The sequence below is a fragment of the Nocardioides sp. J9 genome (assembly GCF_007829375.1).
Taxonomy (GTDB): Bacteria; Actinomycetota; Actinomycetes; order Propionibacteriales; family Nocardioidaceae; genus Nocardioides.
This window is the reverse complement of the sequence record NZ_VLJQ01000071.1, coordinates 1-24752: the sequence shown is the minus strand read 5'-3', so window position 1 is coordinate 24752 and position 24752 is coordinate 1. Positions and strand designations below refer to the sequence as shown.

The window sequence follows — 24752 nt, the reverse complement described above, 5'->3', positions numbered from 1 at the left end:
CTCCGGCCGGATTCGCGGCGGGGGCTTGACGTGACCACGGTCACGTCCGTAGCATTCCGAATAACAGAAAACTGATTCCGCATTACGGAAGGACTCGAAATGACGCACCAGCTCCGGTACGAGGTGAACTGCTCGATCCTGTTCACCGAGCTGCCCCTCCTCGAGCGGCCGGCGGCGGTCAAGGCGGCCGGCTTCGACGCCGTCGAGTTCTGGTGGCCGTTCGCCGAGGCCGTGCCCGCGGACAAGGACGTCGACGCCTTCGTCGCTGCGGTGCGCGACGCCGATGTCCAGCTCGTCGGCCTCAACTTCTTCGCCGGCGACATGCCCGGCGGCGACCGGGGCCTGGTCTCCTGGCCGGCCCGATCGGCCGAGTTCCGCGACAACATCGACGTGACCGTCGGCATCGGCGAGCAGCTCGACTGCACCGCCTTCAACGCCCTCTACGGCAACCGCGTCGACGGCGTGGCCGCCGAGGAGCAGGACGAGCTCGGTGCCGAGAACCTCGCCCTGGCCGCCCGCGCCGCCGCCCGCATCGGCGGCACCGTGCTCGTCGAGCCGGTCAGCGGCGCGGACCGCTACCCGCTGCTCACCGCCGCCGACGCGCTCGCCGTGGTCGACCGGGCGGGGGAGGCCAACATCGGCCTGCTGGCCGACCTCTACCACCTCGCGGTCAACGGCGACGACGTCGATGCCGTCATCGCCCAGCACGCGGCCCGCGTCGCGCACGTCCAGATCGCCGACGCCCCCGGCCGCAACGAGCCCGGCACCGGCGACCTGCCGCTCGAGCGCCAGCTCACGGCCCTCGAGGCCGCGGGCTACCGCGGCTGGGTCGGCCTCGAGTACAAGCCGGCCACCACCTCCGCCGACAGCTTCGGCTGGCTCCCGCGCGAGCGTCGCTCCGCCGCGGCCGCCACCCACTGACCCCCGTCCCCAGAGGAGAGACACCATGACGAACATCGCCTTCATCGGCCTCGGCATCATGGGCAGCCCGATGGCCGTCCACCTGGCCAGCGCCGGCCACGCCGTGGCGGGCTACAACCGCAGCCCCGAGAAGACCCGGCCCCTCGTCGAGGCGGGCGGCCGCGCCGCGGACTCGATCGCCGACGCCGTGCAGGGCGCCGAGGTCGTCTGCGTGATGGTCCCGGACTCGCCCGACGTCGAGGCCGTGCTGGCCGGTGAGGGCGGTGTCTTCGAGAACGCCGCGCCCGGCACCCTGGTCATCGACTTCTCCAGCATCCGGCCCGATGTCACCGCCGCCCTCGCCGAGCAGGCGCAGGACAAGGGCTTCCGCCTCCTCGACGCCCCCGTCTCCGGTGGTGAGGCGGGCGCGCGCAACGCGGCGCTGTCGATCATGGTCGGCGGCTCCGCCGACGACTTCGAAGCAGCACGCGAGGTCTTCGACGTGGTCGGCAAGACCGTCGTCCACGTCGGCCCCAGCGGTGCCGGCCAGACGGTCAAGGCCGCCAACCAGCTCATCGTCGCCGCGAACATCCAGGCGCTGGCCGAGGCCGTCGTCTTCCTCGAGGCGTACGGCGTCGACACCAAGGCCGCGCTGGAGGTGCTCGGTGGCGGCCTGGCCGGCTCGGCGGTGCTGAACCAGAAGAAGGAGAACATGCTGACGCGCTCCTTCCAGCCCGGCTTCCGCATCGAGCTGCACCACAAGGACCTCGGCATCGTCACCGCGGCCGCCCGCGAGGCGGGCGTCGTCGCGCCGCTGGGTGCGCTGGTCGCGCAGCTGATGGCGAGCGCGAAGGCCAACGGTGACGGCGGGCTGGACCACTCCGGCCTGCTGCGCGGCGTGGAGCGCCTGAGCGGACAGGAGAACTGACATGGCACGCATGCGCGCGGTCGACGCCGCCGTTCTGATCCTGGAGAAGGAGGGCGCCACGCAGCTGTTCGGGCTGCCCGGCGCCGCGATCAACCCGTTCTACAGCGCGATGCGCAAGCACGGCGGGCTCAAGCACGTGCTCGCCCGCCACGTCGAGGCTGCCTCGCACATGGCCGAGGGCTACACCCGGGCGAAGGCCGGCAACATCGGCGTCTGCATCGGCACGTCGGGCCCCGCAGGCACCGACATGGTCACCGGGCTCTACTCGGCGTCCGCCGACTCGATCCCGATCCTGTGCATCACCGGCCAGGCGCCGGTCTCGAAGCTGCACAAGGAGGACTTCCAGGCCGTCGACATCGCCTCCATCGCCCGCCCGCTGACGAAGATGGCGGTCACCGTGATGGAGCCGGCGCAGGTGCCCGGCACCTTCCAGAAGGCCTTCCAGCTGATGCGCGAGGGCCGCCCGGGCCCGGTCCTGGTGGACCTGCCGATCGACGTCCAGCAGGCGGAGATCGACTTCGACATCGAGACCTACGAGCCCCTGCCGGTCAGCCGGCCCGCAGCGACGAAGGCCCAGGCGGCCCGGGCGCTGGACATGCTGGCCGCGTCGGAGCGCCCGCTCATCGTCGCGGGGGGCGGCGTCATCAACGCCGACGCCGCCGACCTGCTCGTCGAGCTGGCCGAGGTCACCGGCGTCCCGGTCGTCCCGACCCTGATGGGTTGGGGCACCATCCCGGACGACCACCCGCTCAACGCCGGGATGGTCGGCCTGCAGACCTCGCACCGCTACGGCAACGCGACGATGCTGGCGAGCGACTTCGTCCTGGGCATCGGCAACCGGTGGGCCAACCGCCACACCGGCTCGGTCGAGACCTACACGAAGGACCGCACCTTCGTGCATGTCGACATCGAGCCGACCCAGATCGGCCGGGTCTTCGCCCCCGACTACAGCATCGTCTCGGACGCGAAGGCCGCGCTGGAGGTCCTCGTCGAGGTCGCCCGCGAGCGTGCCGCCGCCGGCCAGCTGGCGGACCGCGCCGACTGGGCCGAGCAGTGCCGTGACCGCAAGGCCACGATGCAGCGCAAGACGCACTTCGAGGAGATCCCGATCAAGCCGCAGCGGGTCTACGAGGAGATGAACCGCTCCTTCGGCGCAGACACCCGCTACGTCACCACGATCGGGCTGTCGCAGATCCAGGCTGCCCAGCTGCTCCACGTGTACAAGCCGCGGCACTGGATCAACGCCGGCCAGGCCGGCCCCCTGGGCTGGACCCTGCCGGCCGCGCTCGGCGTCGCCACCGCCGACCCGGACGGCCAGGTCGTGGCCCTGTCGGGCGACTACGACTTCCAGTTCCTGCTCGAGGAGCTGGCCGTCGGGGCGCAGTTCAACATCCCCTACATCCACGTCGTCGTGAACAACTCCTACCTGGGCCTGATCCGCCAGGCGCAGCGCGGGTTCGAGATGGACTACTGCGTGCAGCTGTCCTTCGACAACGTCAACAGCCCCGAGGTCAACGGCTACGGCGTCGACCACCTCAAGGTGGCTGAGGGCCTGGGCTGCAAGGCGCTGCGGGTCACCGACCCCGCCGACCTCGGTGCCGCCTTCGAGAAGGCCAAGGCGCTGATGGCGGAGTACCGCGTCCCCGTCGTCGTCGAGGTCATCCTCGAGCGCGTCACCAACGTGTCGATGGGCCTGGAGATCGACGGTGTCGTGGAGTTCGAGGAGCTGGCCGAGCGCGGCGAGCACGCCCCGACCGCCCTCGTCCCGCTTGACTGATCGGGACCGTGCCGTGCCCCGGGTCCTGATCGCGTCCGACAAGTTCAAGGGATCGCTCACCGCCGCCGACGTCGCGGCGGCGGTGGGCGCCGGCATCCGGCGCGTCGTCCCGGACGCCGTCGTCGACTCGGCCCCGGTGGCCGMCGGCGGCGACGGCACCCTGGCCGCTGCGGCGGCCGCGGGCTTCGACCTCGTCCCGGTCACCGTGACCGGCCCGACCGGGGAGCCCGTGCGCACGTCGTACGCGCGGCGGGGCGATCTCGCCGTGGTCGAGCTCGCCGACGCCGCCGGCCTCGTCCGGCTGCCCGGCGCGCCCGACCCGCTCGGCGCGTCCAGCCTCGGCGCGGGCCAGGCGCTCGCAGCCGCGGTCGACGCGGGCTGTCGCCGGGTGGTCCTCGGGATCGGCGGCAGCGCCAGCACCGACGGCGGTGCCGGCCTGCTCCGCGGTCTCGGCGCGCGGCTGCTCACCGCCGACGGCAGCGACGTCGCCGACGGCGGCGCCGGGCTGGAGCACGTCGACCGGCTCGAGCTGGACGGCCTGCGGCACCGGCTCGACGGCGTCACGGTCACCGTGGCCTGCGACGTCGACAACCCGCTCACCGGCCCGCACGGCGCGGCCGCGGTCTACGGCCCGCAGAAGGGTGCCGACCCCGGGCAGGTACGACGCCTCGACGCCGCACTCGCCCGCTGGGCCGACGTCGTGGCGACCAGCGCCGGCGCCGACGTGCGCGACCGGCCCGGCGCCGGCGCCGCCGGCGGTGTCGGCTTCGCGGCCCTGGCCGTGCTCGGCGCCGAGCTGCGCTCCGGCATCGAGCTGGTGCTGGAGCTCGTCGGCTTCGGCGAGCGCCTCGCGGGCGCCGACCTCGTCGTCACCGGCGAGGGCGCGCTCGACGAGCAGACCCTGCACGGCAAGGCGCCCGCGGGCGTCGCCGCCGCTGCCGCCCGTGCCGGGGTCCCCGTCGTCGCGGTCTGCGGCGTCAACCGGCTCGACCCTGAGCGGCTCGGGGCCGCGGGCATCGGCACGGCCTACGCCCTGACCGACGTCGAGCCCGACCTCCAGCGCTGCCTGACCGACGGCGCCACCCTGCTCGAGCGGCTCGGCGAGCAGATCGCCACCGACCGACTCGTCCTGATCGAGGAGAACGCATGAGGCTGCTGCGCATCGGCCCACCGGGCCACGAACGGCCCGCCGGCCTCGACGCCGACGGCGTGCTGCGCGACCTGTCCGCGGTCGTGACCGACGTCGACGGCGCCCTGCTGGCCGACCCGGTGCGGCTGCGGGTGGTCCGCCAGGCGCTCGCGTCCGCCGAGCTGCCCGTCGTTCCCGACGGCCTGCGGGTCGGCGCCCCCGTCGCCCGGCCGGGCAAGGTCGTGGGCATCGGGCTCAACTACGTCGACCACGCCGAGGAGGCGGGGGCCGCGATCCCCGACGAGCCCGTGGTCTTCCTCAAGCCGTCAACCACGGTGTCCGGGCCGTTCGACGCGATCGAGCTGCCGCCGGGCTCGGAGACCAGCGACCACGAGGTCGAGCTCGGCGTCGTGGTCGGCAGCCGGCTCAGCCGCTGCTCCTCCCCCCAGGAGGCGCTCGCTGCCGTCGGCGGCTACGTCACCGCGGACGACGTGAGCGAGCGCTCGCGCATCGCCGCCGGCCCGACGTGGGCCAAGGGCAAGTGCGCCGACACGTTCACGCCCGTCGGCCCCTGGCTGGTCACGCCCGACGAGGTGCCCGACCCCCAGGACCTGCGCCTGGAGCTGTGGATCGACGGCGAGCGCCGGCAGCGCGGCACGACGGCGCGGATGGCCTTCGGGGTCGCCGAGCTGCTCGCCTACGTGAGCACGCTGATGACCCTCGAGCCCGGCGACCTGGTGCTGACCGGCACCCCCGGCGGCGTGGCTGCCGGACGTCCCGAGCCGCGGCCCTTCCTCCGGCCCGGACAGGTGGTGGAGGCTGAGGTCAGCGGCCTCGGCCGGCAGTGCACCCCGGTCGTCGCGGCCGCGGACGCAGACCTCTTGACCGGCGCGAAGCGTCCGGCGTAATTTTCAGAGAACAGAAATGACATTCCGAAATGTGGAAGTCACGGAGGGTGAGCCCATGGACCGCGACCTGGACCTGGTGATCCGCGCGCCGCGCGTCGTGGCCCGGCACGGCGAGGTGGCCCGCTGCATCGGCGTGCGCGACGGCGCGATCGTCGCGATCGAGCCGCTGTCGTCCGACCTCGAGGCCCCGGAGGTGCTCGAGCTCGGTGACGACGAGGTGCTCATGCCCGGCGTCGTCGACTCGCACGTGCACGTCAACGACCCCGGCCGCACCGAGTGGGAGGGCTTCTCGTCCGCCACCCGCGCCGCGGCCGCCGGCGGCGTCACCACGATCGTCGACATGCCGCTCAACAGCATCCCGCCGACCTGCGACGTCCCGGCGCTGGAGCTCAAGCGCAAGACCGCGGAGAGCCAGGCGTTCGTCGACGTCGGCTTCTGGGGCGGCGCGATCCCCGGCAACGTGCCCGATCTGCGCGGCCTGCACGACGCCGGCGTCTTCGGGTTCAAGTGCTTCCTGCTGCACTCCGGCGTCGACGAGTTCCCGCACCTGGACCCCGACCAGCTCGAGGAGGCGATGCGCGAGATCCAGTCCTTCGACGGGCTGATGATCGTGCACGCCGAGGACACCCACGCGATCGAGCGGGCGCCCGACCCGCACGGCGAGACCTACGAGGACTTCCTGCACAGCCGCCCGCGCGGCGCGGAGAACCTCGCCGTCGCCCAGGTCATCGAGCTCGCCCGCTGGACCGGCTGCCGGGTGCACATCCTGCACGTCTCCAGCTCCGACGTGCTCGCCATGCTCGCCTCCGCCCGGCGCGACGGGGTGCGGATCACGGCCGAGACCTGCCCGCACTACCTGACCTTCGCCGCCGAGGAGATCCCCGACGGAGCGACGCAGTACAAGTGCTGCCCGCCGATCCGCGAGGCCGCCAACCGCGAGCTGCTGTGGGAGGGCCTGCGCGAGGGCGTCATCGACCTCGTCGTCTCCGACCACTCGCCGTCCACGCCGGACCTCAAGTGCTTCGACACCGGCGACTTCGGCGTCGCGTGGGGCGGCATCTCCTCGCTCCAGCTCGGCCAGTCGGCGGTGTGGACCGAGGCCCGCCGTCGCGGCTTCTCGCTCGTCGACGTGTCCCGCTGGATGTCCCAGGCCCCGGCCCGGCAGGCCGGCCTGCAGCGCAAGGGCAGCATCGAGCTCGGCTACGACGCCGACTTCTGCGTCTTCGCCCCCGACGACGCCTTCGTGGTCGACGTCGCCAAGCTGCACCACAAGAACGCCGTCACGCCGTACCACGGCCGGCCGCTCGCGGGCGTCGTCCGCTCGACCTGGCTGCGCGGCGCGAAGATCGACATCGACGCCGCGCCGCAGGGCCGGCTGCTGACCCGAGGAGGAGCCTGACCCGATGGCCGACCAGTCCGACCAGCCCCGCTACTACGCCCCGACGGGCGGCCACCCGGGCCAGCACGAGCTCACCACCGATCGCGCGGTGTTCACCGAGGCCTACGCCGTCCTGCCGCGCGGCACGATGCGCGACATCGTCACCAGCAGCCTGCCGTTCTGGGAGGGCACCCGGCTGTGGGTGATCGCCCGGCCGCTGTCCGGCTTCGCGGAGACCTTCTCGCAGTACATCGTCGAGGTCTCGCCCGGCGGCGGCAGCGACAAGCCGGAGCTCGACCCCGGCGCCGAGGGCGTGCTCTTCGTCGTCGAGGGTGCGCTGACGCTGGCGATCGAGGGCGAGAAGCACGACCTCACCCCCGGCGGCTACGCGTTCCTCCCGCCCGGCTGCGCGTGGACGCTGCACAACACCAGCGACCAGGTCGCGCGCTTCCACTGGATCCGCAAGGCCTACCAGCGGGTCGAGGGGATCGACGTCCCGGAGGCCTTCGTCACCAACGAGACCGAGGTCGAGGGCGGCGAGATGCCCGGCACCAACGGCGCGTGGCGGACCCAGCGCTTCGTCGACCCGGACGACGTGCGCCACGACATGCACGTCAACATCGTGAGCTTCGAGCCCGGCGGCGCGATCCCGTTCCCGGAGACGCACGTGATGGAGCACGGCCTCTACGTCCTCGAGGGCAAGGCCGTCTACCTGCTCAACAAGGACTGGGTCGAGGTGCAGGAGGGCGACTTCATGTGGCTGCGCGCCTTCTGCCCGCAGGCCTGCTACGCCGGCGGCCCCGGCCGGTTCCGCTACCTGCTCTACAAGGACGTCAACCGGCACGCCGCCCTGTCGCGGCAGTTCGTCTGACGTGCCGGTCGCCGTCGTCACCGGTGCCGGCTCCGGCCTCGGCCGGGTGGTCGCCCGCGCCCTCGGGGAGGCCGGGCACGACGTCGCGCTGCTCGGCCGCACCCGCGCCACCCTCGAGGAGACGGCCGCACCGATGGCCTCGGCGCTGGTCCTGCCGACCGACGTCGCCGACCCCGGCCAGGTCGACGCCGCCTTCGCCACGGTCGTCGCGGAGTGGGGCCGGGTCGACCTGCTGGTCAACAACGCCGGCACCTTCGGGCCCTCCGGCGACGTGGACGTCGTGGCCGTCGACGACTGGGAGGCCACCCTCGCGGTCAACGTGACCGGCTCGTTCCTCTGCGCCCGGGCCGCCTTCGGGCAGATGAAGCGCCAGGAGCCACGCGGCGGGCGGATCATCAACAACGGGTCGATCTCGGCGCACGTCCCGCGGCCCGGCAGTGCGGCGTACACGACGTCGAAGCACGCGATCTCCGGGCTGACCAAGGCGCTCGCGCTCGACGGGCGCGCCCACGACATCGCCGTGGGGCAGGTCGACATCGGCAACGCCGCGACCGAGATGACCGCCGGCATCGCGACCGGCGCCCGTCAGGCCGACGGCTCCGTCCGGCCGGAGCCGACCTTCGACCCGCAGCACGTCGCGGACGCCGTCGTCGCCATGGCCCGGCTGCCGCTCGACGTCAGCGTGCCGACGATGACGATCATGGCGACAGGGATGCCGTACGTCGGTCGGGGCTGAGCCCGTCCTCGTCGTCCCCGTCCTCGGCGCGGTCGGTGCTGCTGCTCTCGACGGTGGGAGCGGCACGGCGTGCGCGCCGGCGGTCCCACCAGCCCCAGCCGGCCACGACCACCGCGACCAGCAGGGCGCCGGCGATCTCGTCGACGACGTAGTGCTCGGCGTAGTAGACGAGCGAGAACAGCATGCTGGCGGGGTAGAGCAGCACCGTCCAGCGCCACCTGCTGGTGAAGTGGGTGATCGCCCACCAGGCGATGAAGATCGCGAGCGCCGAGTGCAGTGACGGCATCGCCGCGACCTGGTTGCCGATCGCGGAGACGTTCTGGTGCGCGGTCGTCGTGCTGCCGGTCGAGGCGGTGAGGTCGAACCAGCCGCGGCCGGTGATCCGGGCGACGTCGTCGGTCATGTAGCCGTCGCGCGCGGCCATCCACGGCGGCGCCATCGGGTAGAGGACGTAGCAGACGACGGACGCCGAGATGATGACCAGGTAGCGCCGCATGTAGTGCACCCACGCGTCGCGGTTGCGCTTCCACAGCACGGCGCCGATCGCGAGCGCGGCGAAGAAGTGCGAGTAGTAGACGGTGGTCAGCACGACGTCGTACCAGGCCGGAGGGAGGGACTGGCGGCACGGCACCCCGCACAGCTGCTCCTGCAGCCACTGCGTCGGCAGGRCGCCGCCGAACAGCCAGCGGTCGGCCTCGATCGGCTCGCTGTAGTGGACGCCGAAGATGCCGAGGTCGTCGGACACGCCGCGGCTGTAGAGGTAGAACAGCAGCACCGCGAACGGTGGCCACCAGTCCCTGATGAACGCGACGTGCTCGCGCAGCGGCCGGCGGATGTCCCAGACCACGGTGGCCAGCCACAGGATGATGACGACCTGGTAGCCCTGCCGCGGAAGGCCCTTGTACTGCACGTACGCCGCCAGGGCGAGGACGAAGACCGCGATCCCGGCGACCCGCACGAGGTCGACCCGGGGCAGGGCCGGACGCGCCGTCGCCTCTGCTTCACCGCCTGTCATGGGACCTCCCCGGAGGAGGGTAGTGGTGGCGGCCGACAGGTCGCGAGAGGGTTCTCAGGGCGTGGCTCGTCGCAGCTGGTGCCACGTCCCCTCCGAGACCACCTCGACCTCGCCGTCGACGACCCGGAACGCGGTCTGGTCGTCGACGGCGTACGCCGGCGCGGAGATCGCCGCCGCCCACGCCTCCGCCTCGGCCAGCGTGTTGCCCGGTCGTCCCTCCGGGGCGAGGTGCGGGCAGATGGAGAAGTCGACGAGGCCGAGCGTGCTGGTGTCCCCGGACGGCGGTCGCCACTGGATGAAGTCGTCCCCGACCTCGGGCGTCAGCACCATGCTGCCGGCGCTCAGGCCGACCCACACCGTGTCCGTGAGCCCCGCAGGAGGTCGGCCAGCCCGGACTCCCGCACCCAGTGGCACAGGTAGAGCACGTCCCCGCCCGCCACCAGCAGCGCGTCCGCCTGCTCGACCCACGGCACCCACCGCTCGCGCTCGATGCTCGGCAGCGCCGCCAGCTCCAGCAGCCCGACCGACGCCCAGCCCAGGTCGACCATCGGGTTGTCCGACCGCCCCGCCACGAACTGCCACGTCAGCCCGGCTCGACCTGCGGGTGCCCGTGCATGGCCGTCGGGATGCACAGCGCGTGCTCCTCCTCGACCGGCTTGCCCAGCAGGTCGACCAGCGCCTGCCGGATGCTCGGGTTGGTCACGCCACCGGAGGTGAGGAGGAGCTTCACGGACAGGAGGACTCGTCGGAGGCGCCGGAATCATCGCGAGGCCTTCTCGCCGGACGGTGCGCCGCACCTAAGCCTGGTGGGCCCGGAGGTTTCGAGGCTCCTCGCTGGKGCTCGTCGCACCTCGATCACCGGGCGTCCTGACATCCCCAGGGAGGCGGCTCAGCCAGGGGCAGCGGACATCCGCCCGAGCCGGGCGGCCAGGGCGGCGCCGGTCCACGCCTCGTCGTCGCTGACGTCCTCGACCACGTCGAGCCAGTTGGGCACGACTCCCGGTGGTCCGTCCCCGTCGTCGACCTCGGCGATGAGGCTGCCGTCGACGTGCTGGTCGACGACCACGAGGCCGTCGCGGCGGACCGTGTGCCGGTGCTTGGTCAGCTCGTAGGCAGGAAGCGACTGCAGCAGCGTCCACTCGTCGTCGTCGAGGTAGCAGCTGGTGGAGGCGACCTCGGCCGGGCCGTCGCCGAGGCGCACCTTGTGGTTGAGCTTGCGCAGGACCGAACCGTCGCGCGACCGCACCTCCCGCAAGCGGAGCCGGGTGCCGACGACGTACCGGTCGAGGATGACCCGCATCTCCTGCGTGCCGGCGGGCATCGACGCCAGCAGGTAGCGCCGCTCGCGCTCGACCACGGCGTACTTCAGGGACATGGCCACGTCGCCACCCTAGGCGGTCGCCGCTGGCAGACTCGGGGCGTGCCCGCGGTCCTCGTCGCCATCGTCGGCATCGACGGGTCCGGGAAGACGACCGCCGCCAGGGAGCTCGCTCGTCGGCTCCAGGCGTCCGGGCAGCGGGCGAGGTACTTCGAGAACGCCGGCGGGGACCGCGCTCGCGTGCCTGGCCGTCCTCGACGGTGTACCGCCGGACGGAGCCGTCGCCTTCGTGCGGCAGCACTACGACCGGCGTGCGGTGGAGACGCCGTGGCAGCGCAGGTACGTCGCGCGGTTCGGTCGCTGACGCGAGGATGGCGTCGTGGCGGTGGACCCGGAGGAGTACTTCGACCTGTCGGTCGACGAGTCGTTGCGGGCGAGGTGACGGTCCGGCCGACGGTGTACCTGGTGGCCGGTTCCCGGACTTGTTGGCCGCTGCAGCAGTCAACAACCTCGGGAATCACCGCCTGGGCGGTGATTCCCGGCACGGTCCCGGCCCGGTCCCGGCCCGGCTCCGACGCCGTACTTCCTGACCGTTCCTGCTGCTTCCTGACCGTTGCACCGGTCAGGAAGCGAGGGAATCGCCTCTGGAGCGGTGATTCCCGCGCCCGCTCAGCCCTCCTGGCCGGCGCGCCCCACGGGGTCGCCGAGGCGGTGCACCTTGAGCGTGTTGGTGGAGCCGGGGGTGCCGGGCGGGGTACCGGCGATGATCACGACGACGTCGCCCTTCTGCACCTTGCCGCTGTCCATCAGCGCGCGGTCGACCTGGCGGACCATCTCGTCGGTGTGGTCGGCGTGCGGGACGACGTGGGTCTGCACGCCCCAGGTGAGGCTGAGCTGGTCGCGGACGAGCGGGACCGGGGTGAAGCCGAGGACCGGGACCGCGCTGCGGTGGCGCGAGACGCGGCGGGCGGTGTCGCCGGAGGTGGTGAAGGCGACGAGGTAGCGGGCGTCGAGGCGGTTGGCGACCTCGACGGCGACCTTGGCGATGACGCCGCCATTGGTGCGCGGCTGCCAGTCGATCGGCGCCATCCGGTCGAGGCCGTTGTCCTCGGTGGACTCCACGATGCGAGCCATCGTGCGCACCGCCACGACGGGGTGGGCGCCGACGCTGGTCTCGCCGGAGAGCATCACCGCGTCCGCGCCGTCGAGGACGGCGTTGGCGACGTCGGAGGCCTCGGCGCGGGTGGGGGCGGGGTTGGTGATCATCGACTCGAGCATCTGGGTGGCAACGATGACCGGCTTGCTGTTGAGGCGGGCGGCGTCGATGACCTTCTTCTGCAGGAAGGGCACGTCCTCGAGCGGGCACTCCACGCCGAGGTCGCCGCGGGCGACCATGAAGGCGTCGAAGGCGTCGATGACGGCGTCGAGGTTCTGCATCGCCTGCGGCTTCTCGATCTTCGCCACGACCGGGCGGTGGATGCCCTCCTCGCGCATGATCGCGCGCACCTCGTCGGCGTCCGCCGCGTCGCGCACGAACGACAGCGCGACCAGGTCGACACCGAGGTGCAGCGCGAAGCGCAGGTCCTCGCGGTCCTTCTCCGACAGCGCCGGCACGGACACCGCGACGCCGGGCAGGTTGATGCCCTTGTGGTCGCTGACCTTGCCGGGGACGACGACGCGGGTGTGCACCTCGGTGCCCTCGACGCCGGTCACCTCGAGCACCACGCGCCCGTCGTCGATGAGGACGCGGTCGCCGGCGGCGACGTCGCCCGGCAGGCCCTGGTACGTCGTCGAGCAGCGTCGCGCGTCACCGGGGACGTCCTCGGTGGTGATCGTGAAGTCGGCGCCCTCCTCGAGCGGCRGCGGGCCGCCGGGCACCTTGCCGAGCCGGATCTTCGGTCCCTGCAGGTCGGCGAGGATGCCGACCCCGCGGCCGGCGTCACGCGCCGCGTCGCGCACGAGCTGGTAGGTCTTGGCGTGGTCGTCGTGGTTGCCGTGGCTCATGTTGAGCCGGGCGACGTCCATGCCCGCGGCCACGAGGTCGGCGATCACGTCCGCCGAGGACGTAGCCGGGCCGAGGGTCGCGACGATCTTTGCTCTGCGCACCCGGTCACTCTAGCAGATTCCGGGATGTGGAAGAACAGTTCCTCATCGCGGATGAGTGGGTGGGCGGGAACCACCGCCTGGGCGGTGATTCCCGAACTTGTTGACTCTTGCAGCGGCCACCAACCTCGGGAAGCGGCCACCAGGTCCACGGAGTACGCCGGCGGGCGGGTCAGCCGACGACAACGCCGTCCGGCCCCGGCCGCACCCGCAGGGCCTGCCCGGCGCCGACGACCTGCACCTGGCCGTCACGCACGACGAGTGCGGTGTGCTCGTCGACCGCGCGGGCCTCGGGCACCAGGCCGGCGCCCACCGCGGCGACCGCGCGGGGGAGCGTGCCCCACTGGGCGGCGTGCACGTCGACGGCGAAGGGGACCCGGCCCAGGCCGTCCACCACGGTGACGTCGCCGAGGTCCTCCGCAGCGTCCTCCGGGCAGACGGCGACGCCGTCGACCAGGAAGCCGCCCACGATCGCGCGCTCCGAGGCGATCGCCGCGCCCGCCGAGAAGCCGGCGTAGGGGAGTGTGGCGAGCAGGTCACGCTGCGGGACCACCAGCTCGGCGTACAGCGGCGTGAGGCCGCCCGCGACGAACACGCCGGCCACCCCGTCGAGGTCGGCGGGCTCCAGCGGCCGGCCTGCCGAGAGCACGACGTCGCGCACGCCGGTGGCGTCGGCGAGCAGGCCACGCCAGCGGGCCAGGTCGACGCCCTCGCCGTCGTCGACCACGACCGCGGCGACCTCGCCCGTGCCGGCGGCCTCGAGGAACGGGGTGAGCAGGCGGCGTACCTGCTCCTCGTCGCGCCCGCCGCCGACCAGCACGGTCAGCCCCGTCATGCCGGTCATGCCGGTCGTGCCGGTCGCTGCGTCGCTCATGCCCGGACCCTAGGCCACCGGTGGACCCCTGCGCGGGCGATCACCGCAGACCCGGCACACTGGGGGGACCGCGCCGTCCGGACCCGCCCGCCGGCAGCGCCACCGCACGAGCCAGCACGACAGCCAGCACGACAGCCAGACCGCCGCCCGCGACCGACAGGGAGCCCGATGACCGCCGTCAGCCCGCTGCCGGACGAGGCGCGCGCCAACGAGATCGGGCAGTTCCTGCTGACCTACAAGTTCGGCCTCGACGAGATGCTGACGAAGATCAACATCCTGCGCGAGGAGCTGTCCTTCCGCGGCACCGGCAACCCGATCGAGCACGTCAGCTCGCGGCTGAAGACGATCGAGAGCCTGCGGGAGAAGGCGGAGCGGATCGGCTGCCCGCTGGAGCTGGAGGCGATCGCCGAGCAGATCACCGACATCGCCGGCGTGCGCATCGTGTGCGCGTTCATCTCCGACGCCTACCAGGTGCTCGACATGCTCACGACCCAGCCCGACGTGACGGTGCGGACGATCAAGGACTACGTCGCCCGCCCCAAGCCCAACGGCTACCGCAGCCTCCACGCGATCGTGGAGATCCCGGTGTTCCTGTCCGACGACGTGCGCCAGGTGCCGATCGAGCTGCAGATCCGCACGGTCGCGATGGACTTCTGGGCCAGCGTCGAGCACAAGATCTACTACAAGTACGACAAGGACGTGCCCAGCGACCTGCTCGCCGAGCTCGAGGCGGCCGCCCACGTCGCGCAGGACCTCGACGAGCGGATGGGTGAGCTCCACCGCATCGTGCACGGGGGAGCCCACCCGTCCTGAGCCCCCCCGGCGGGCCGGCTCGGCCCGGGCGGGCCGGTTCAGCCGGCCAGGACGGCCGGCTCGGTCTTCTCCCGCACCTCGTCGAGGGTGACCTCCGGCGCGAGCTCGACGAGCCGCAGGCCCTCGGGGGTGACGTCGAGGACGCACAGGTCGGTGATGATGCGCTGCACGACGCCGCGGCCGGTGTAGGGCAGCGAGCACTCGTCGACGATCTTGTAGGACCCGTCGCGGGCGACGTGCTCCATGAGCACGACGACCTTCTTCGCGCCGTGGACCAGGTCCATCGCGCCGCCCATGCCCTTGACCATCTTGCCGGGGATCATCCAGTTGGCGATGTCGCCGCCGGCGGATACCTGCATCGCGCCGAGGATCGCGGCGTCGATCTTGCCGGCGCGGATCATCCCGAAGCTCGTGGCGGAGTCGAAGAAGCTCGCGCCCTTGCGGACGGTCACGGTCTCCTTGCCGGCGTTGATGAGGTCGGGGTCGACCTCGTCCTCGGTCGGGTAGGCGCCGGTGCCGAGGATGCCGTTCTCGCTCTGCAGCACCAGCTCGACGTCGTCGGGGACGTAGTTGGGCACCAGCGTCGGCAGGCCGATGCCGAGGTTGACGTAGTCGCCGTCGACGAGCTCCGCCGCGGCGCGCGCCGCCATCTGCTCACGGTCCCAGGCCATCTCAGCGCACCGTCCTCTTCTCGATCCTCTTGTCCGCGGCCTGCTCCGGCGTGAGCGGTACGACGCGGTGGACGTACACCCCCGGCAGGTGCACGTGGTTGGGGTATATCTCGCCGGGCTCGACGAGCTCCTCGACCTCCGCGATGGTGACCCGGCCGGCCATCGCGGCCAGCGGGTTGAAGTTGCGGGCCGAGTCGCGGAAGAGCAGGTTGCCGTGCCGGTCGCCCTTCCAGGCGCGGACCAGGCCGAAGTCGGAGACGATCGCCTCCTCGAGCACGAACTCCTGCTCCCCGTCGCGGGTCTCGAACACCATCACCGGCTTCTCCGGGGAGGTCTTCACGACGTTGCCGGCGGAGTCGTACTTCCACGGCAGCCCGCCCTCGGCGACCTGGGTGCCCACGCCGGTGCGGGTGTAGAACGCCGCGATGCCGGAGCCGCCGGCGCGCATCCGCTCGGCGAGCGTGCCCTGCGGCGTCAGCTCGACCTCGAGCTCGCCGGAGAGGTACTGCCGCGCGAACTCCTTGTTCTCGCCGACGTACGACGCCACCACGCGCCGCAGCCGGCCGGCGGTCAGCAGGAGGCCGAGCCCCCAGTCGTCGACGCCGGCGTTGTTGGAGACGACCTCGAGGTCGGTCGTGCCGGCCTCGAGGAGCGCGTTGATGAGCACCGAGGGGATGCCGCACAGGCCGAAGCCGCCGACCGTGAGGGTCGCTCCGCTCGGGATGTCGGCGACCGCTTCGGCGGCCGAGGAGATCACCTTGTCCATGTCCGCGAGGTTCGGCCAGGTGCCCGATCGTGGTCAACAGGTGAGCGCGACTTTCCGCCTGATTTCTCGTTGCCCGGGCAGTAGCGGGGAGAAGCGTCCACTCAGTGGACGCAGGCTAGGCTGCCGGGCGTGGACAACGGTGCGAGCGTGGTCGGACGAGTCGGGACCCTGCTGCGCGCCCTCGCCGCCCGCGAGCCCGACGGCGCCAGCACCACCGGCCTCGCCCAGGCCACCGGCCTGCCACGGCCCACCGCGCACCGGCTGCTCGTCGCGCTGCGCGAGGAGGGCATGGTCGAGCGCGACGAGGAGACCGCCGACTGGCACCTCGGGCCTGAGTGCTTCCTGCTCGGTGCCGCAGCCACCACCCGCCACGACATTGCGCCGGCGGCGCGCGAGGCAGTGCTGCGCATCGCCGCCGAGACCGGCGAGAGCGCCTACTTCTCGGTGCGCCGCGGCAACGAGACCGTCTGCCTGCTCCGCGAGGACGGCAGCTTCCCCATCCGCTCCCACGTCCTGCACGAGGGCATCCGGTTCCCCCTCGGCGTCGCCTCCGCGGGCCTGGTGATCCTCGCGTTCCTGCCCGAGCGCGAGCGGGAGTCCTGGCTCGCCCGGGCCGACCTGGCCGCCAGCCACGGTGAGCAGCACACGGCAGCCGCCCTGCGCGAGCGGGTCGCCGAGACCCGGCGTCGCGGCTACGCCGTCAACCCCGGCCTCATCGTCACCGGCAGCTGGGGCCTGGGCGCGGCGGTCTTCGACGCCCACGAGGAGCCGCGCTGGGCGCTGAGCATCAACGGCATCGAGTCGCGGCTCGCGCCGCCGCGCCAGCGCGAGCTCGGCGAGCTGCTGCTGCGCGAGGCCCACCAGCTCGGCGCCCGGATGGGCAGCCGCCGCTGACGTACGACGTCAGATCGGTCGGGCGACGTCAGGCCGGTCGGGCGAGCTCTGCGAGCCGGGCCAGCAGCCGCTCCGTCTCGTCCGGGCTGAGGCCGACCTGCAGCGCGTCGAGCCACTCGACCAGCTCGCCGTCGGCGAGCTCGCGGTGCTCGGTCGGCTCGCCCGGGCGTCGTACCGTCAGGGTGGAGGCGGTCAGCGCGACGTGACGGCCCTCCTCGTGCCGGGTGACCATCAGGCTGTTGCGGAAGTGCGAGGTCGGGAAGGTGCTCGTGTAGTGGTGGCCGATCACGACGTCGACCGGCAGCACCGCCAGCTCGTCGGTCGTGTGCGCGAGCTCCCACCCGGCCTCGCGCAGCCGCCACAGGCCCCACCCGCCGGCAGCGTCGCGCACGACCCGGTAGGGCCAGCCGGCCTGGTCGGACCCCGTGCCGTCGACGAGCGGCACCGGGTGCAGCAGGCTCATCCCGAAGCCGGGGTCGCACAGCAACCGCTCACCGTCGAGCCGCACCTCCACCGTCATGTGCGTGCGACCCTGCACGGTGCCCGCCGCCGGGTCGCCGACGCGGCCCAGGTGCCGGCGCACGTCGTAGTCCAGCTGCTCCAGGGCGGCCGCGAAGACGCTCGCGTGCTCGAAGCAGTAGCCGCCCCGGCCGCGGCCCACGAACTTCGCGTCGAGCGCCGCCAGGCCGACGCCGGGGTGCTGGTCGAGCACGACGTCGACGTTGTCGAAGGGGAAGGTCCGCACGTGCGCCCGGTGCAGGGTGTCGAGCAGCGCCCGGTCCGGCGCCGCGCGCGCGACGCCCAGCCGGGCGAGGTAGCCGTCGAGGTCGAGCCGGTCGGACTCCCAGCCGTCGGTCATGGGGAGATCGTAGGGAGACAAGAAGTAGAACGCGTTCTATTGTGGGGCCTCCCGTACCGAGGAGGACCCATGACCACCGCCCCTGCCCGCGCCCAGCGGTTCACCGACCGTCGCGTCGTCGTCACCGGAGCTGCCGGGGGTGTCGGCCAGGTGGTGGCCGACCTGTTCCGCGAGGAAGGTGCGCGCGTCGTCGCCACCGACGTGGCTGCCGACGCGGCGCGCGAGTCCTTCGTCGCCGCCGCCCNGTCGGCCAGGTGGTGGCCGACCTGTTCCGCGAGGACGCCGACGGTGTCGTGCCGTGCGACCTGGCCGACGACGCGGCGCGCGAGTCCTTCGTCGCCGCCGCCCTCGACGAGCTCGGCGGCCTCGACGTGCTGTGCAACGTCGCGGGCATCCAGCAGTTCGCCGAGGTCGGGAAGATCAGCGCCGCCGGCCTGCGCCGCCACTTCGACGTCAACGCGCTCGCGCCGCTGCTGCTCGCCCAGTCCTTCGCCGACGCGCTCGCCGAGAGCGGCGGCAACATCGTGTCCGTCGCGTCCATCTCGGCCGTGATGGGCCAGCCCTACAACGCGCAGTACTGCGCCTCGAAGGCCGCCCTGCTGCTGGGGATGCGCTCGCTGGCGGTCGAGCTCGGCACGCGCGGGGTGCGGGTCAACTGCGTCTCGCCCGGTGGAATCGCCACCCCCATGATCGAGGCGGCCGCGGCCGGCCTGCCGAAGGACGCGAACTGGGAGCTGGTCGCCAAGAGCCAGTCGGTCATCCCCGGCTTCATGCCGCCGGGCGACGTCGCCGAGTCGCTGCTCTTCCTGGCCTCCGACGCGGCTGCGTCGATCACCGGCGCCAACCTCGTCGTCGACCGCGGCGTGGTCTGGTGAGCGCGATGCAGGTCGGCATGACGCTGCCGGTCATGGAGCCGGACGTCGACCCCGCCCTGCTGCGGGACTGGGCGACCCGCATCGACGCCGGCCCCTGGAGCACGCTCAGCTTCGGCGAGCGGATCGCCTTCGACAACCCCGACATCCTCACCCTGCTCGGCGCCGTGTCGGCGTGGACCTCGCGGGTGCGCATCGCCGCCACCGTGGTGGTGCCGCAGCTGCACGACCCGGTCCACCTGGCCAAGGCGCTCGCCACCGCCGACCGGTTGTGCGACGGCCGGCTCTCGATCGGCCTGGGCGTCGGTGGTCGCGAGGAGGACTACCGCGCCGTCGGCGCCGACTGGGGCACCCGCACCATGGCCCAGCTCGCCGAGCGCGCCGACGTGCTGCGCCGGGTGTGGGCCGGCAAGAACACCACCGGCGCGACCCGCCCGGTCGGCCCCCGACCGGCCACGGAGGGTGGCCCCGAGCTGCTCGTCGGGACCCTCGGTCGTCGTACGACGGAGCACGCGGCGCGCTGGGCCGACGGGCTCGCCGGCATGACGCTGACCGCCGACGTGGACGAGACCGCTGCCCTCTTCGACGTGGCGCGCAAGGCCTGGGCGGATGAAGGCCGTCCGGCGCCGCGGCTGACCACGTCCTTCTGGTTCGCCCTGGCCGAGGCCACCGACGACCCGCGCGGGCAGGTGCACGCGCACCTGCGGCACTACATGAACTGGCTGCCGGTCGAGATCGTCGACGCCCTCGCCCCCAGCGCGGGGTTCGCCGGCACGCTCGGGGAGCTCCGGGCGCTGCTCGACCGGTTCGCCGAGATCGGCACGGACGAGGTGCAGCTCATCCCGACCGGCGGGGACCCGCGCCAGGTCGACCTGGTCGCCGGGATCCTCTGAGGTCCCGCCTCACTCGGCGGGGCGAATGCCCTCGCGGTGCCGGCGGGCGAGGTCGGCGTAGTAGGGCGCGTTGGTCTCGACCCACACCGACGCCCCGGTGCCCTCGATCGGCTTCTTGACCTTCGCCGGGCTGCCGGCGGCGAGCACCCCGTCGGGGATCTCCGTGCCGGGCGCCACGAGCGAGCCGGCGGCAACCAGGCTGCCGGACCCGACGCGGGCGCCGTCGAGGACGGTGCTGTCGTTGCCGAGCAGCGCCTTCTCGCCGAGGGAGTCGCCGTGGAAGACGCAGGCGTGGGCGACGGTGGAGTGGGCGCCGATCTCGACGACGACGTCGGGCGCACCGTGCACCACGGAGTTGTCCTGGATGTTCGCGCCCTCGCGCACGATGATCGTGCAGATGTCGGCGCGCAGGACGGCGCCGTACCAGACGCTCGCGCCCTTCTCGATCCGCACGTCGCCGATCAGCGTGGCGGTCGGCGCGACGAACGCCTCGGGGTGGACCTGCGGGGAACGGCCTTCGAACTCGTACGCGAACACCCCTGCACGCTAGAGCACGCTCAGGAGCCGACGCCCTCGAGGGCACCGAGTGCGGCGAGGTAGCCGATGGTCACCCTCAGCATCGACAGCACCGTCTCCACGAATGCATCGTGCTCCGCGGGTCCGAATCGGAGCTCCCACGCTGACGTGAGCACGGGCAGGTCGACGACTGCTGCGCGTACCGCGGCGTGCTCGCGCCGGGTCAGGTGGTAGTCCCGGCTGATCGCCTCGAGGACGTCCCGCACCTCCGAGCGCCCCCGCTCGTCGGCGTCCGCGGCGGCCATCGCGGCGGCCTGGAGCCAGAGCGTGTCGCCGGGCTCGCAGTCCTCCAGGGTGTCGACCACCAGGTCGAAGAACTGCATGTGGGCGACCCTGGCAGCCGGGTGGGATTCCTCGTGGCGGTCGTAGGCCAGTCGGCATGCCCGGTCGGCGAACCGCCGCGCCCGGTCCATGTCGCCGGTGAGCAGGCCGCGCGTGGCCTTGTCCAGCAGGTTCGTGGCGGCCTCCTGGCCGGCGCGGCTGATCGGCTGCAGGCTGCGTCCGGAGGCGCCGAGCACGTCTCCCAGGGCAGCGCCCGGCTGCTGGGCGGCGAACCGGGCCAGTGCCTCGTCAGGGTTGTCCACCCTGCGAGGCTAGCCGGGACGGCTCAGAGCGTGAACCAGGTGACGAGCAGGCCCTCGGCGCACCGCTGGCAGCTGGCGACCGTCCCGCCACAGTGGCGGATGTGGGTGATCAGCTGCTGCAGGTCGTCGCGGGTCGTCGTCGAGGTGTGCCACGTCATGACCACCCCTCCCTTCGGCGTCGTGGTGCCCGTCATCGAGCACCCTCCGAGGGTGCGCCTGCGAAGCCGCGGTCCACAGCCTCCCCTGGGATGGATGTCGTAGCCCGTTGGGGGGATGCCGGCCCGGTCCGTGGGGGTCAGCTGGCGGTCGAGCGGGACTGCGCGGTGTGCCAGCGGGCCACGGCCTCGGCCCGGTTCGCCGCGCCGAGCTTGCGCAGGATGCGCTTCACGTGGGACTTCACCGTGCCCTCCGAGATCGTGAGCCGCCGCGCGATCCGCTGGTTGGTGTCGCCCTGGGCCATCAGCTCGAGCACCTCGAGCTCACGCCGGGTGAGCTCGACACCGTCGGCCCGAGGGGCGGCGCCGGTCAGCGGGCCGGTGCCGCTGCTCCACCTCGCCGGCGCCGTCGGCACGGACAGCAGGCTCGGCGACGCGTCGCCGTCGGCGAAGCCCTGCAGGCCGAGGCCCACCTGGCGCACCGCGGCCCGGACCTGGGCGAGCTCGTCGGCGAGGATCGCCCGCTCCAGGGCGAACGCGAAACCCTGCGAGAAGACCCCGATCAGCTCGGCGTCGTGCTCGGACACGTCACCGCGCCGGAAGAACCGGTCGCCGTGGACGAACCCGAGCAACCGCCGGCCGGGCATGACCGGCGCTGCGACGTACGAGCGCGACTGCGACGCCTCGGCGACGGCCTGGCGGACTGCCTCGCGCTCCTGCACGCGGGTCACCAGCACCGGCACCGCCCGTCGTCGCGCCTCGTCCTCCGGCAGGCCGTGGACCAGCGGCACCGGGTGCGCCCGGCCGGCGGCGAGGATCGCGGCGGCCCACTCGGGGTCGTCGTCGACCAGGTGGACCGCCTCGGTCAACCAGGTGTTCTGCTCGACGCGGGAGACGAGGGCTCGGTCGAACCCGAGCCGGCACAACGCCTCCGCTCCGGCGCTCATCAAGCCGTCCACGCTGTCGATGTCGCGCAGCTCGATGAGGGTCTCGCGGACCTGGGCCAGGGCGGACTCGCGGTGGCGCACCTGCGCCGTGCGGACGAGCCGCTCGCTCCGGATGGTCCGCGCCATGAGGTCGTCGACCGTGCTGCCGCTGACGGGGGCCAGGGCCAGGTGCCCGCCGACGAGCGCGGTGCGGACCGCGCTCCACCCGGTCTCGAGCGCGGCGATGGCAGCCTCGAAGTCGGTGATGTCGTCGATCGCCGGCACCGAGTCGGGACCGAGCAGGCGCTGGGCCTCGTCGAGCACGGCCTCGACCTCCTCGACCGTGTCCGCCCCGATGTGCTGGGCCCAGATGCCCGGCCGGCTGGCGAACAGGTGGGTCCGTACGACGTCCCCCCATGTCTCGCCTCCTCGGCGCGCGACGTTGCGCTCGTGCCAGCGTAGGTCGGCTCGCGGGCGTTGGGAACGCTCCAGCCCGGGTGGGTGCCAGGTCGTACCCCCGAAGGAGGTACGACCTCACCCCCCGAGGGGCACGCGCCGGGGGGCTCCTGCGACCTATCGTCGACGACATGATCCAGGTGCAGACCGGCCGGCCGCAGGTCGTCCCGGACGTCCGGGGGTGGGCCGCCAGCGCAACGGTCGCCACCGGCTAGGTCCAGGCGGCCGGCCTGCTGCTCGTCGGCCTGGCCGCGGTCGTCCCCGCCGCGCGCGGGACCGTCGGCCTCGACGACACCGGGATCGTCAGCGAGGGCATCCTCCTGGGGACCCTGGGCCTCGCGTCGATGGTGGCCTGCGTCGCCCTCTGGCTCGGTCACTCCCCGGCGCTGCTCCCGCTGGTGGTGGTCGGGGCGGCGGGCACCGTGGTGCTCATGGCCGTCGGGTCGTGGATGGCGTTCGTCGTGTCGTCCTCGGTCGCCGCCCTGCTCCTGCTCGACCTCCTCGTCCCCGGTGGTCGGCGGGAGCAGGTGCGACCGGGGGAAGCAGACTGACCGCCCGCTGACGGTCGGCGACCGTCAGCGGGCGGACAGCCCCAGCTCGCGGTCGCCGAGCGGCTCGAAGAGCGCTGCCACGGCGGCGTCGTCGACGTCACGCACGTGCGGCGGCTCCCAGCGCGGGTTGCGGTCCTTGTCGACGACCTGGGCCCGCACGCCCTCGACGAAGTCGTGGGAGTGGTGCAGCCGCACGGCGAGGCGGAACTCCATGTCGAGCGCCTGCGGCAGGTCCGTCATCCGCGCAGCCTCGCGCAGGGCGCGCAAGGTCACCTTGACCGAGGTCGGCGACTTCGCCTCGATGGTCGCGGCGGCGCGCTCGGCCTCCTCGTGGCCGAGCGCGCGCAACCGCCGGAGGACCTCGACGACGTCGTCGCCGGCGTAGGCCTCGTCCAGCCAGGCCCGCGCCCCGGTGAGCGGGGACGGCGGCGCGGGCTGCTCGGCGTCCGCGAGCGCCTCGTCGGCGTCGCGGGTGGCGAGCTCCTCGAGCAGGCGCGGGACCCGTTCGGTCGGGACGTAGTGGTCGGCGAAGCCGGTGGCGATCGCGTCGCCGGCGCCGATGGAACCGGCGGTGAGGCCGAGGTGGGTGCCGGTCTCCCCGGGTGCCCGCGACAGCAGGAAGGTCCCGCCCACGTCGGGCAGGAACCCGATGCCGGCCTCGGGCATGCCGATGGAGGAGCGCTCGGTCACGACGCGCTGCGGGGCGTGGGCCGACAGCCCGATCCCGCCGCCGAGCACGATGCCGTCCATGATGGCGACGTACGGCTTGGGGTAGGCGGCGATGGTGGCGTTGAGGCGGTACTCGTCCGCCCAGAACGCCGCCGACTCGGAGCCGCCCGCCTTCGCGTCGTGCCACATCGCGACGATGTCGCCGCCCGCGCACAGCCCGCGTTCGCCGGCCCCGGTGAGCACGACCGTGCGGACGCTGTCGTCGTGGCGCCACTCCTCGAGGGCCGCGGTGATGATGCCGACCATCTCGTGGGTGAGCGCGTTGATGGCCCGCGGCCGGTTGAGCACGACGTGCGCGGCGTGCCCCTCGCGGCGCAGGAGGACCGGGGACTCGCCGTCGCTGTTCACGGCCGCCATTGTGCCGGGCAGCTCGTGCGCCGGACCGGGCGGCATCGCCCGCACGGGTGCCGATCGGCCGTCCGTACGATGGGCGACCCCAGCCACACCGACGACGGGCCGGCCCGTCGGGACAGGAGCAGCGCGACGTGACGCAGATGCTTGCCCGGGGAGGCAACACCGGACTCGGCCAGGCAGGACTGCCTGCGTGCGTCGTGGTCACCCTGACCTGGGAGGCCCGTCCCGGCGTCGACGCGGACCTGTCCGCCTTCCTCTGCGCCGCCACCGGCAAGGTGCGCTCGGACGAGGACTTCGTCTTCTACAACCAGCCGCAGGGCGCTGCTGGTGCCGTCACGCACCTCGGCAAGGGCGCGCGGGGTGCCACCACCATCGACCGGGTGCGGATCGACACCGCTGTCCTGCCCGCCGACGTCGACAAGGTAGTCATCGGCGCCTCGCTCGACGGCAGCGGCAGCTTCGGCGCCCTGCCCGGGCTGGGCGTCGAGGTCGCGGCCGACGAGCACGGCCCGGCCGCTGTGCGCTGCGAGATCCCCGCGACCACCGAGACCGCGATGGTCTTCGCCGAGGTCTACCGCCGCAACGGCGAGTGGAAGTTGCGCGCCGTCGGCCAGGGCTACACCGACGGGCTCGCGGCGCTCGCCCGCGACGTCGGCGTGGACGTCGAGGACGAGCCGGCCTCCGCCTCCGCCCACGGCACCGGCTGCCACACCCCC

29 protein-coding genes are annotated in these 24752 nt (G+C 73.0%); 14 read left to right on the top strand and 15 right to left on the bottom strand.

Features of this window, described 5'->3' with window-relative positions:
- Positions 1 to 99 precede the first annotated feature (99 nt).
- From L615_RS11115 to L615_RS11080, 8 genes are read left to right on the top strand one after another with little or no spacing between them, the layout of a single operon-like run.
- Positions 100 to 921, top strand: coding sequence for a hydroxypyruvate isomerase family protein (locus L615_RS11115; RefSeq protein ID WP_145725110.1), 822 nt, complete (start codon positions 100 to 102; stop codon positions 919 to 921).
- A 25-nt stretch (positions 922 to 946) separates the two neighbouring features.
- Positions 947 to 1828, top strand: coding sequence for a 2-hydroxy-3-oxopropionate reductase (locus L615_RS11110; RefSeq protein ID WP_145725109.1), 882 nt, complete (start codon positions 947 to 949; stop codon positions 1826 to 1828).
- Position 1829: 1 nt separating this feature from the next.
- A complete protein-coding gene (gcl, locus tag L615_RS11105; protein WP_028656502.1) occupies positions 1830 to 3605 on the top strand; it encodes a glyoxylate carboligase in 1776 nt (591 codons plus the stop codon).
- A 13-nt stretch (positions 3606 to 3618) separates the two neighbouring features.
- Positions 3619 to 4755: a glycerate kinase gene (locus L615_RS11100; RefSeq protein ID WP_145725108.1), complete on the top strand. Its 1137-nt coding sequence runs from the start codon at positions 3619 to 3621 to the stop codon at positions 4753 to 4755.
- On the top strand, positions 4752 to 5642 hold the full coding sequence (locus L615_RS11095; RefSeq protein ID WP_145725107.1) for a fumarylacetoacetate hydrolase family protein: 891 nt from the start codon (positions 4752 to 4754) through the stop codon (positions 5640 to 5642). The genes L615_RS11100 and L615_RS11095 overlap by 4 nt, the downstream gene beginning before the upstream one ends.
- 55 nt (positions 5643 to 5697) lie before the next feature.
- Entirely contained in the window at positions 5698 to 7041 is a 1344-nt protein-coding gene (gene allB / locus L615_RS11090) for an allantoinase AllB (RefSeq protein WP_145725106.1), read from the top strand.
- Between the two features lie 4 nt (positions 7042 to 7045).
- The gene (locus tag L615_RS11085; RefSeq protein ID WP_145725105.1) at positions 7046 to 7891 is read left to right on the top strand and encodes a bifunctional allantoicase/(S)-ureidoglycine aminohydrolase; all 846 of its coding nucleotides are present in this window, start codon (positions 7046 to 7048) and stop codon (positions 7889 to 7891) included.
- 1 nt (position 7892) lies between these two features.
- Positions 7893 to 8627, top strand: a complete 735-nt coding sequence (locus tag L615_RS11080; protein ID WP_145725104.1) for an SDR family oxidoreductase — start codon at positions 7893 to 7895, stop codon at positions 8625 to 8627.
- Here L615_RS11080 and L615_RS11075 read toward each other — a convergent pair.
- The 7 genes from L615_RS11075 to L615_RS11045 form a co-directional block, all read right to left on the bottom strand.
- Entirely contained in the window at positions 8590 to 9642 is a 1053-nt protein-coding gene (locus L615_RS11075; RefSeq protein WP_145725103.1) for a phosphatase PAP2 family protein, read from the bottom strand. The genes L615_RS11080 and L615_RS11075 overlap by 38 nt on opposite strands.
- A gap of 54 nt (positions 9643 to 9696) precedes the next feature.
- Positions 9697 to 9972, bottom strand: a complete 276-nt coding sequence (locus L615_RS24205) for a Type 1 glutamine amidotransferase-like domain-containing protein (protein WP_261376642.1) — start codon at positions 9970 to 9972, stop codon at positions 9697 to 9699.
- Positions 9973 to 9983: 11 nt separating this feature from the next.
- Positions 9984 to 10214 (bottom strand): hypothetical protein, encoded by a 231-nt coding sequence (locus tag L615_RS24200; RefSeq protein WP_261376641.1) that lies wholly within the window; start codon positions 10212 to 10214, stop codon positions 9984 to 9986.
- Positions 10215 to 10225: 11 nt separating this feature from the next.
- Positions 10226 to 10372, bottom strand: a complete 147-nt coding sequence (locus L615_RS24195) for a hypothetical protein (protein ID WP_261376640.1) — start codon at positions 10370 to 10372, stop codon at positions 10226 to 10228.
- A 159-nt stretch (positions 10373 to 10531) separates the two neighbouring features.
- Entirely contained in the window at positions 10532 to 11023 is a 492-nt protein-coding gene (locus L615_RS11065) for a hypothetical protein (RefSeq protein ID WP_145725102.1), read from the bottom strand.
- Positions 11024 to 11629: 606 nt separating this feature from the next.
- Entirely contained in the window at positions 11630 to 13066 is a 1437-nt protein-coding gene (gene pyk / locus L615_RS11050) for a pyruvate kinase (RefSeq protein ID WP_145725101.1), read from the bottom strand.
- Between the two features lie 169 nt (positions 13067 to 13235).
- The gene (locus L615_RS11045; RefSeq protein ID WP_145725100.1) at positions 13236 to 13937 is read right to left on the bottom strand and encodes a hypothetical protein; all 702 of its coding nucleotides are present in this window, start codon (positions 13935 to 13937) and stop codon (positions 13236 to 13238) included.
- 168 nt (positions 13938 to 14105) lie between these two features.
- Between L615_RS11045 and L615_RS11040 the strand changes: the two genes are divergently transcribed.
- The gene (locus L615_RS11040) at positions 14106 to 14750 is read left to right on the top strand and encodes a GTP pyrophosphokinase family protein (RefSeq protein ID WP_051485915.1); all 645 of its coding nucleotides are present in this window, start codon (positions 14106 to 14108) and stop codon (positions 14748 to 14750) included.
- Between the two features lie 38 nt (positions 14751 to 14788).
- Here L615_RS11040 and L615_RS11035 read toward each other — a convergent pair whose 3' ends face one another.
- The gene (locus tag L615_RS11035; RefSeq protein ID WP_145725099.1) at positions 14789 to 15421 is read right to left on the bottom strand and encodes a 3-oxoacid CoA-transferase subunit B; all 633 of its coding nucleotides are present in this window, start codon (positions 15419 to 15421) and stop codon (positions 14789 to 14791) included.
- Position 15422: 1 nt separating this feature from the next.
- Positions 15423 to 16187, bottom strand: coding sequence for a CoA transferase subunit A (locus L615_RS11030; RefSeq protein WP_145725098.1), 765 nt, complete (start codon positions 16185 to 16187; stop codon positions 15423 to 15425).
- Between the two features lie 129 nt (positions 16188 to 16316).
- Between L615_RS11030 and L615_RS11025 the strand changes: the two genes are divergently transcribed.
- Entirely contained in the window at positions 16317 to 17081 is a 765-nt protein-coding gene (locus tag L615_RS11025) for an IclR family transcriptional regulator (RefSeq protein WP_145725097.1), read from the top strand.
- Positions 17082 to 17109: 28 nt separating this feature from the next.
- On the opposite strand, the gene L615_RS11020 is transcribed toward L615_RS11025, so the two are convergent.
- Entirely contained in the window at positions 17110 to 17940 is an 831-nt protein-coding gene (locus L615_RS11020) for an arylamine N-acetyltransferase (RefSeq protein ID WP_145725096.1), read from the bottom strand.
- A 41-nt stretch (positions 17941 to 17981) separates the two neighbouring features.
- Here L615_RS11020 and L615_RS11015 point away from each other — a divergent pair, with 41 nt between their 5' ends.
- The gene (locus L615_RS11015; RefSeq protein WP_186449827.1) at positions 17982 to 18815 is read left to right on the top strand and encodes an SDR family NAD(P)-dependent oxidoreductase; all 834 of its coding nucleotides are present in this window, start codon (positions 17982 to 17984) and stop codon (positions 18813 to 18815) included.
- A 5-nt stretch (positions 18816 to 18820) separates the two neighbouring features.
- Entirely contained in the window at positions 18821 to 19705 is an 885-nt protein-coding gene (locus L615_RS11010; RefSeq protein ID WP_145725124.1) for an LLM class flavin-dependent oxidoreductase, read from the top strand.
- Positions 19706 to 19714: 9 nt separating this feature from the next.
- Here the strand turns inward: L615_RS11010 and L615_RS11005 are convergent, their stop codons facing one another.
- The 4 genes from L615_RS11005 to L615_RS10995 form a co-directional block, all read right to left on the bottom strand.
- Positions 19715 to 20242 (bottom strand): gamma carbonic anhydrase family protein, encoded by a 528-nt coding sequence (locus tag L615_RS11005; protein WP_028656233.1) that lies wholly within the window; start codon positions 20240 to 20242, stop codon positions 19715 to 19717.
- A gap of 20 nt (positions 20243 to 20262) precedes the next feature.
- Positions 20263 to 20865: a hypothetical protein gene (locus L615_RS11000; RefSeq protein ID WP_145725094.1), complete on the bottom strand. Its 603-nt coding sequence runs from the start codon at positions 20863 to 20865 to the stop codon at positions 20263 to 20265.
- A gap of 23 nt (positions 20866 to 20888) precedes the next feature.
- The gene (locus L615_RS23280; RefSeq protein WP_186449826.1) at positions 20889 to 21059 is read right to left on the bottom strand and encodes a hypothetical protein; all 171 of its coding nucleotides are present in this window, start codon (positions 21057 to 21059) and stop codon (positions 20889 to 20891) included.
- A gap of 101 nt (positions 21060 to 21160) precedes the next feature.
- Positions 21161 to 22270, bottom strand: a complete 1110-nt coding sequence (locus L615_RS10995; RefSeq protein WP_051485913.1) for a LuxR C-terminal-related transcriptional regulator — start codon at positions 22268 to 22270, stop codon at positions 21161 to 21163.
- Positions 22271 to 22746: 476 nt separating this feature from the next.
- Between L615_RS10995 and L615_RS10990 the strand changes: the two genes are divergently transcribed.
- Positions 22747 to 22953 carry a hypothetical protein gene (locus L615_RS10990; protein ID WP_028656231.1) on the top strand — a complete coding sequence of 69 codons (207 nt, stop codon included), beginning with the start codon at positions 22747 to 22749 and terminating at the stop codon, positions 22951 to 22953.
- Between the two features lie 24 nt (positions 22954 to 22977).
- On the opposite strand, the gene L615_RS10985 is transcribed toward L615_RS10990, so the two are convergent.
- Positions 22978 to 24030 (bottom strand): enoyl-CoA hydratase/isomerase family protein, encoded by a 1053-nt coding sequence (locus L615_RS10985; RefSeq protein WP_222430525.1) that lies wholly within the window; start codon positions 24028 to 24030, stop codon positions 22978 to 22980.
- Positions 24031 to 24176: 146 nt separating this feature from the next.
- Between L615_RS10985 and L615_RS10980 the strand changes: the two genes are divergently transcribed.
- A partial coding sequence (locus tag L615_RS10980; protein WP_261376646.1) for a TerD family protein occupies positions 24177 to 24752 on the top strand: 576 nt, incomplete at its 3' end.

What these genes read in the sequence shown, in the direction of transcription:
- L615_RS11030 (WP_145725098.1), bottom strand. Translation starts at nt 16,187, where the DNA reads ATGGACAAGGTGATCTCCTCGGCCGCCGAAGCGGTCGCCGACATCCCG.
- L615_RS11035 (WP_145725099.1), bottom strand. Translation starts at nt 15,421, where the DNA reads ATGGCCTGGGACCGTGAGCAGATGGCGGCGCGCGCCGCGGCGGAGCTC.
- L615_RS11085 (WP_145725105.1), top strand. Translation starts at nt 7,046, where the DNA reads ATGGCCGACCAGTCCGACCAGCCCCGCTACTACGCCCCGACGGGCGGC.
- L615_RS10990 (WP_028656231.1), top strand. Translation starts at nt 22,747, where the DNA reads ATGGTGGCCTGCGTCGCCCTCTGGCTCGGTCACTCCCCGGCGCTGCTC.
- L615_RS11110 (WP_145725109.1), top strand. Translation starts at nt 947, where the DNA reads ATGACGAACATCGCCTTCATCGGCCTCGGCATCATGGGCAGCCCGATG.
- L615_RS24205 (WP_261376642.1), bottom strand. Translation starts at nt 9,972, where the DNA reads ATGGTGCTGACGCCCGAGGTCGGGGACGACTTCATCCAGTGGCGACCG.
- L615_RS11095 (WP_145725107.1), top strand. Translation starts at nt 4,752, where the DNA reads ATGAGGCTGCTGCGCATCGGCCCACCGGGCCACGAACGGCCCGCCGGC.
- L615_RS11115 (WP_145725110.1), top strand. Translation starts at nt 100, where the DNA reads ATGACGCACCAGCTCCGGTACGAGGTGAACTGCTCGATCCTGTTCACC.
- allB (WP_145725106.1), top strand. Translation starts at nt 5,698, where the DNA reads ATGGACCGCGACCTGGACCTGGTGATCCGCGCGCCGCGCGTCGTGGCC.
- gcl (WP_028656502.1), top strand. Translation starts at nt 1,830, where the DNA reads ATGGCACGCATGCGCGCGGTCGACGCCGCCGTTCTGATCCTGGAGAAG.
- L615_RS11045 (WP_145725100.1), bottom strand. Translation starts at nt 13,937, where the DNA reads ATGAGCGACGCAGCGACCGGCACGACCGGCATGACCGGCATGACGGGG.
- L615_RS11020 (WP_145725096.1), bottom strand. Translation starts at nt 17,940, where the DNA reads ATGACCGACGGCTGGGAGTCCGACCGGCTCGACCTCGACGGCTACCTC.
- L615_RS11010 (WP_145725124.1), top strand. Translation starts at nt 18,821, where the DNA reads ATGCAGGTCGGCATGACGCTGCCGGTCATGGAGCCGGACGTCGACCCC.
- L615_RS11040 (WP_051485915.1), top strand. Translation starts at nt 14,106, where the DNA reads ATGACCGCCGTCAGCCCGCTGCCGGACGAGGCGCGCGCCAACGAGATC.
- L615_RS23280 (WP_186449826.1), bottom strand. Translation starts at nt 21,059, where the DNA reads ATGACGGGCACCACGACGCCGAAGGGAGGGGTGGTCATGACGTGGCAC.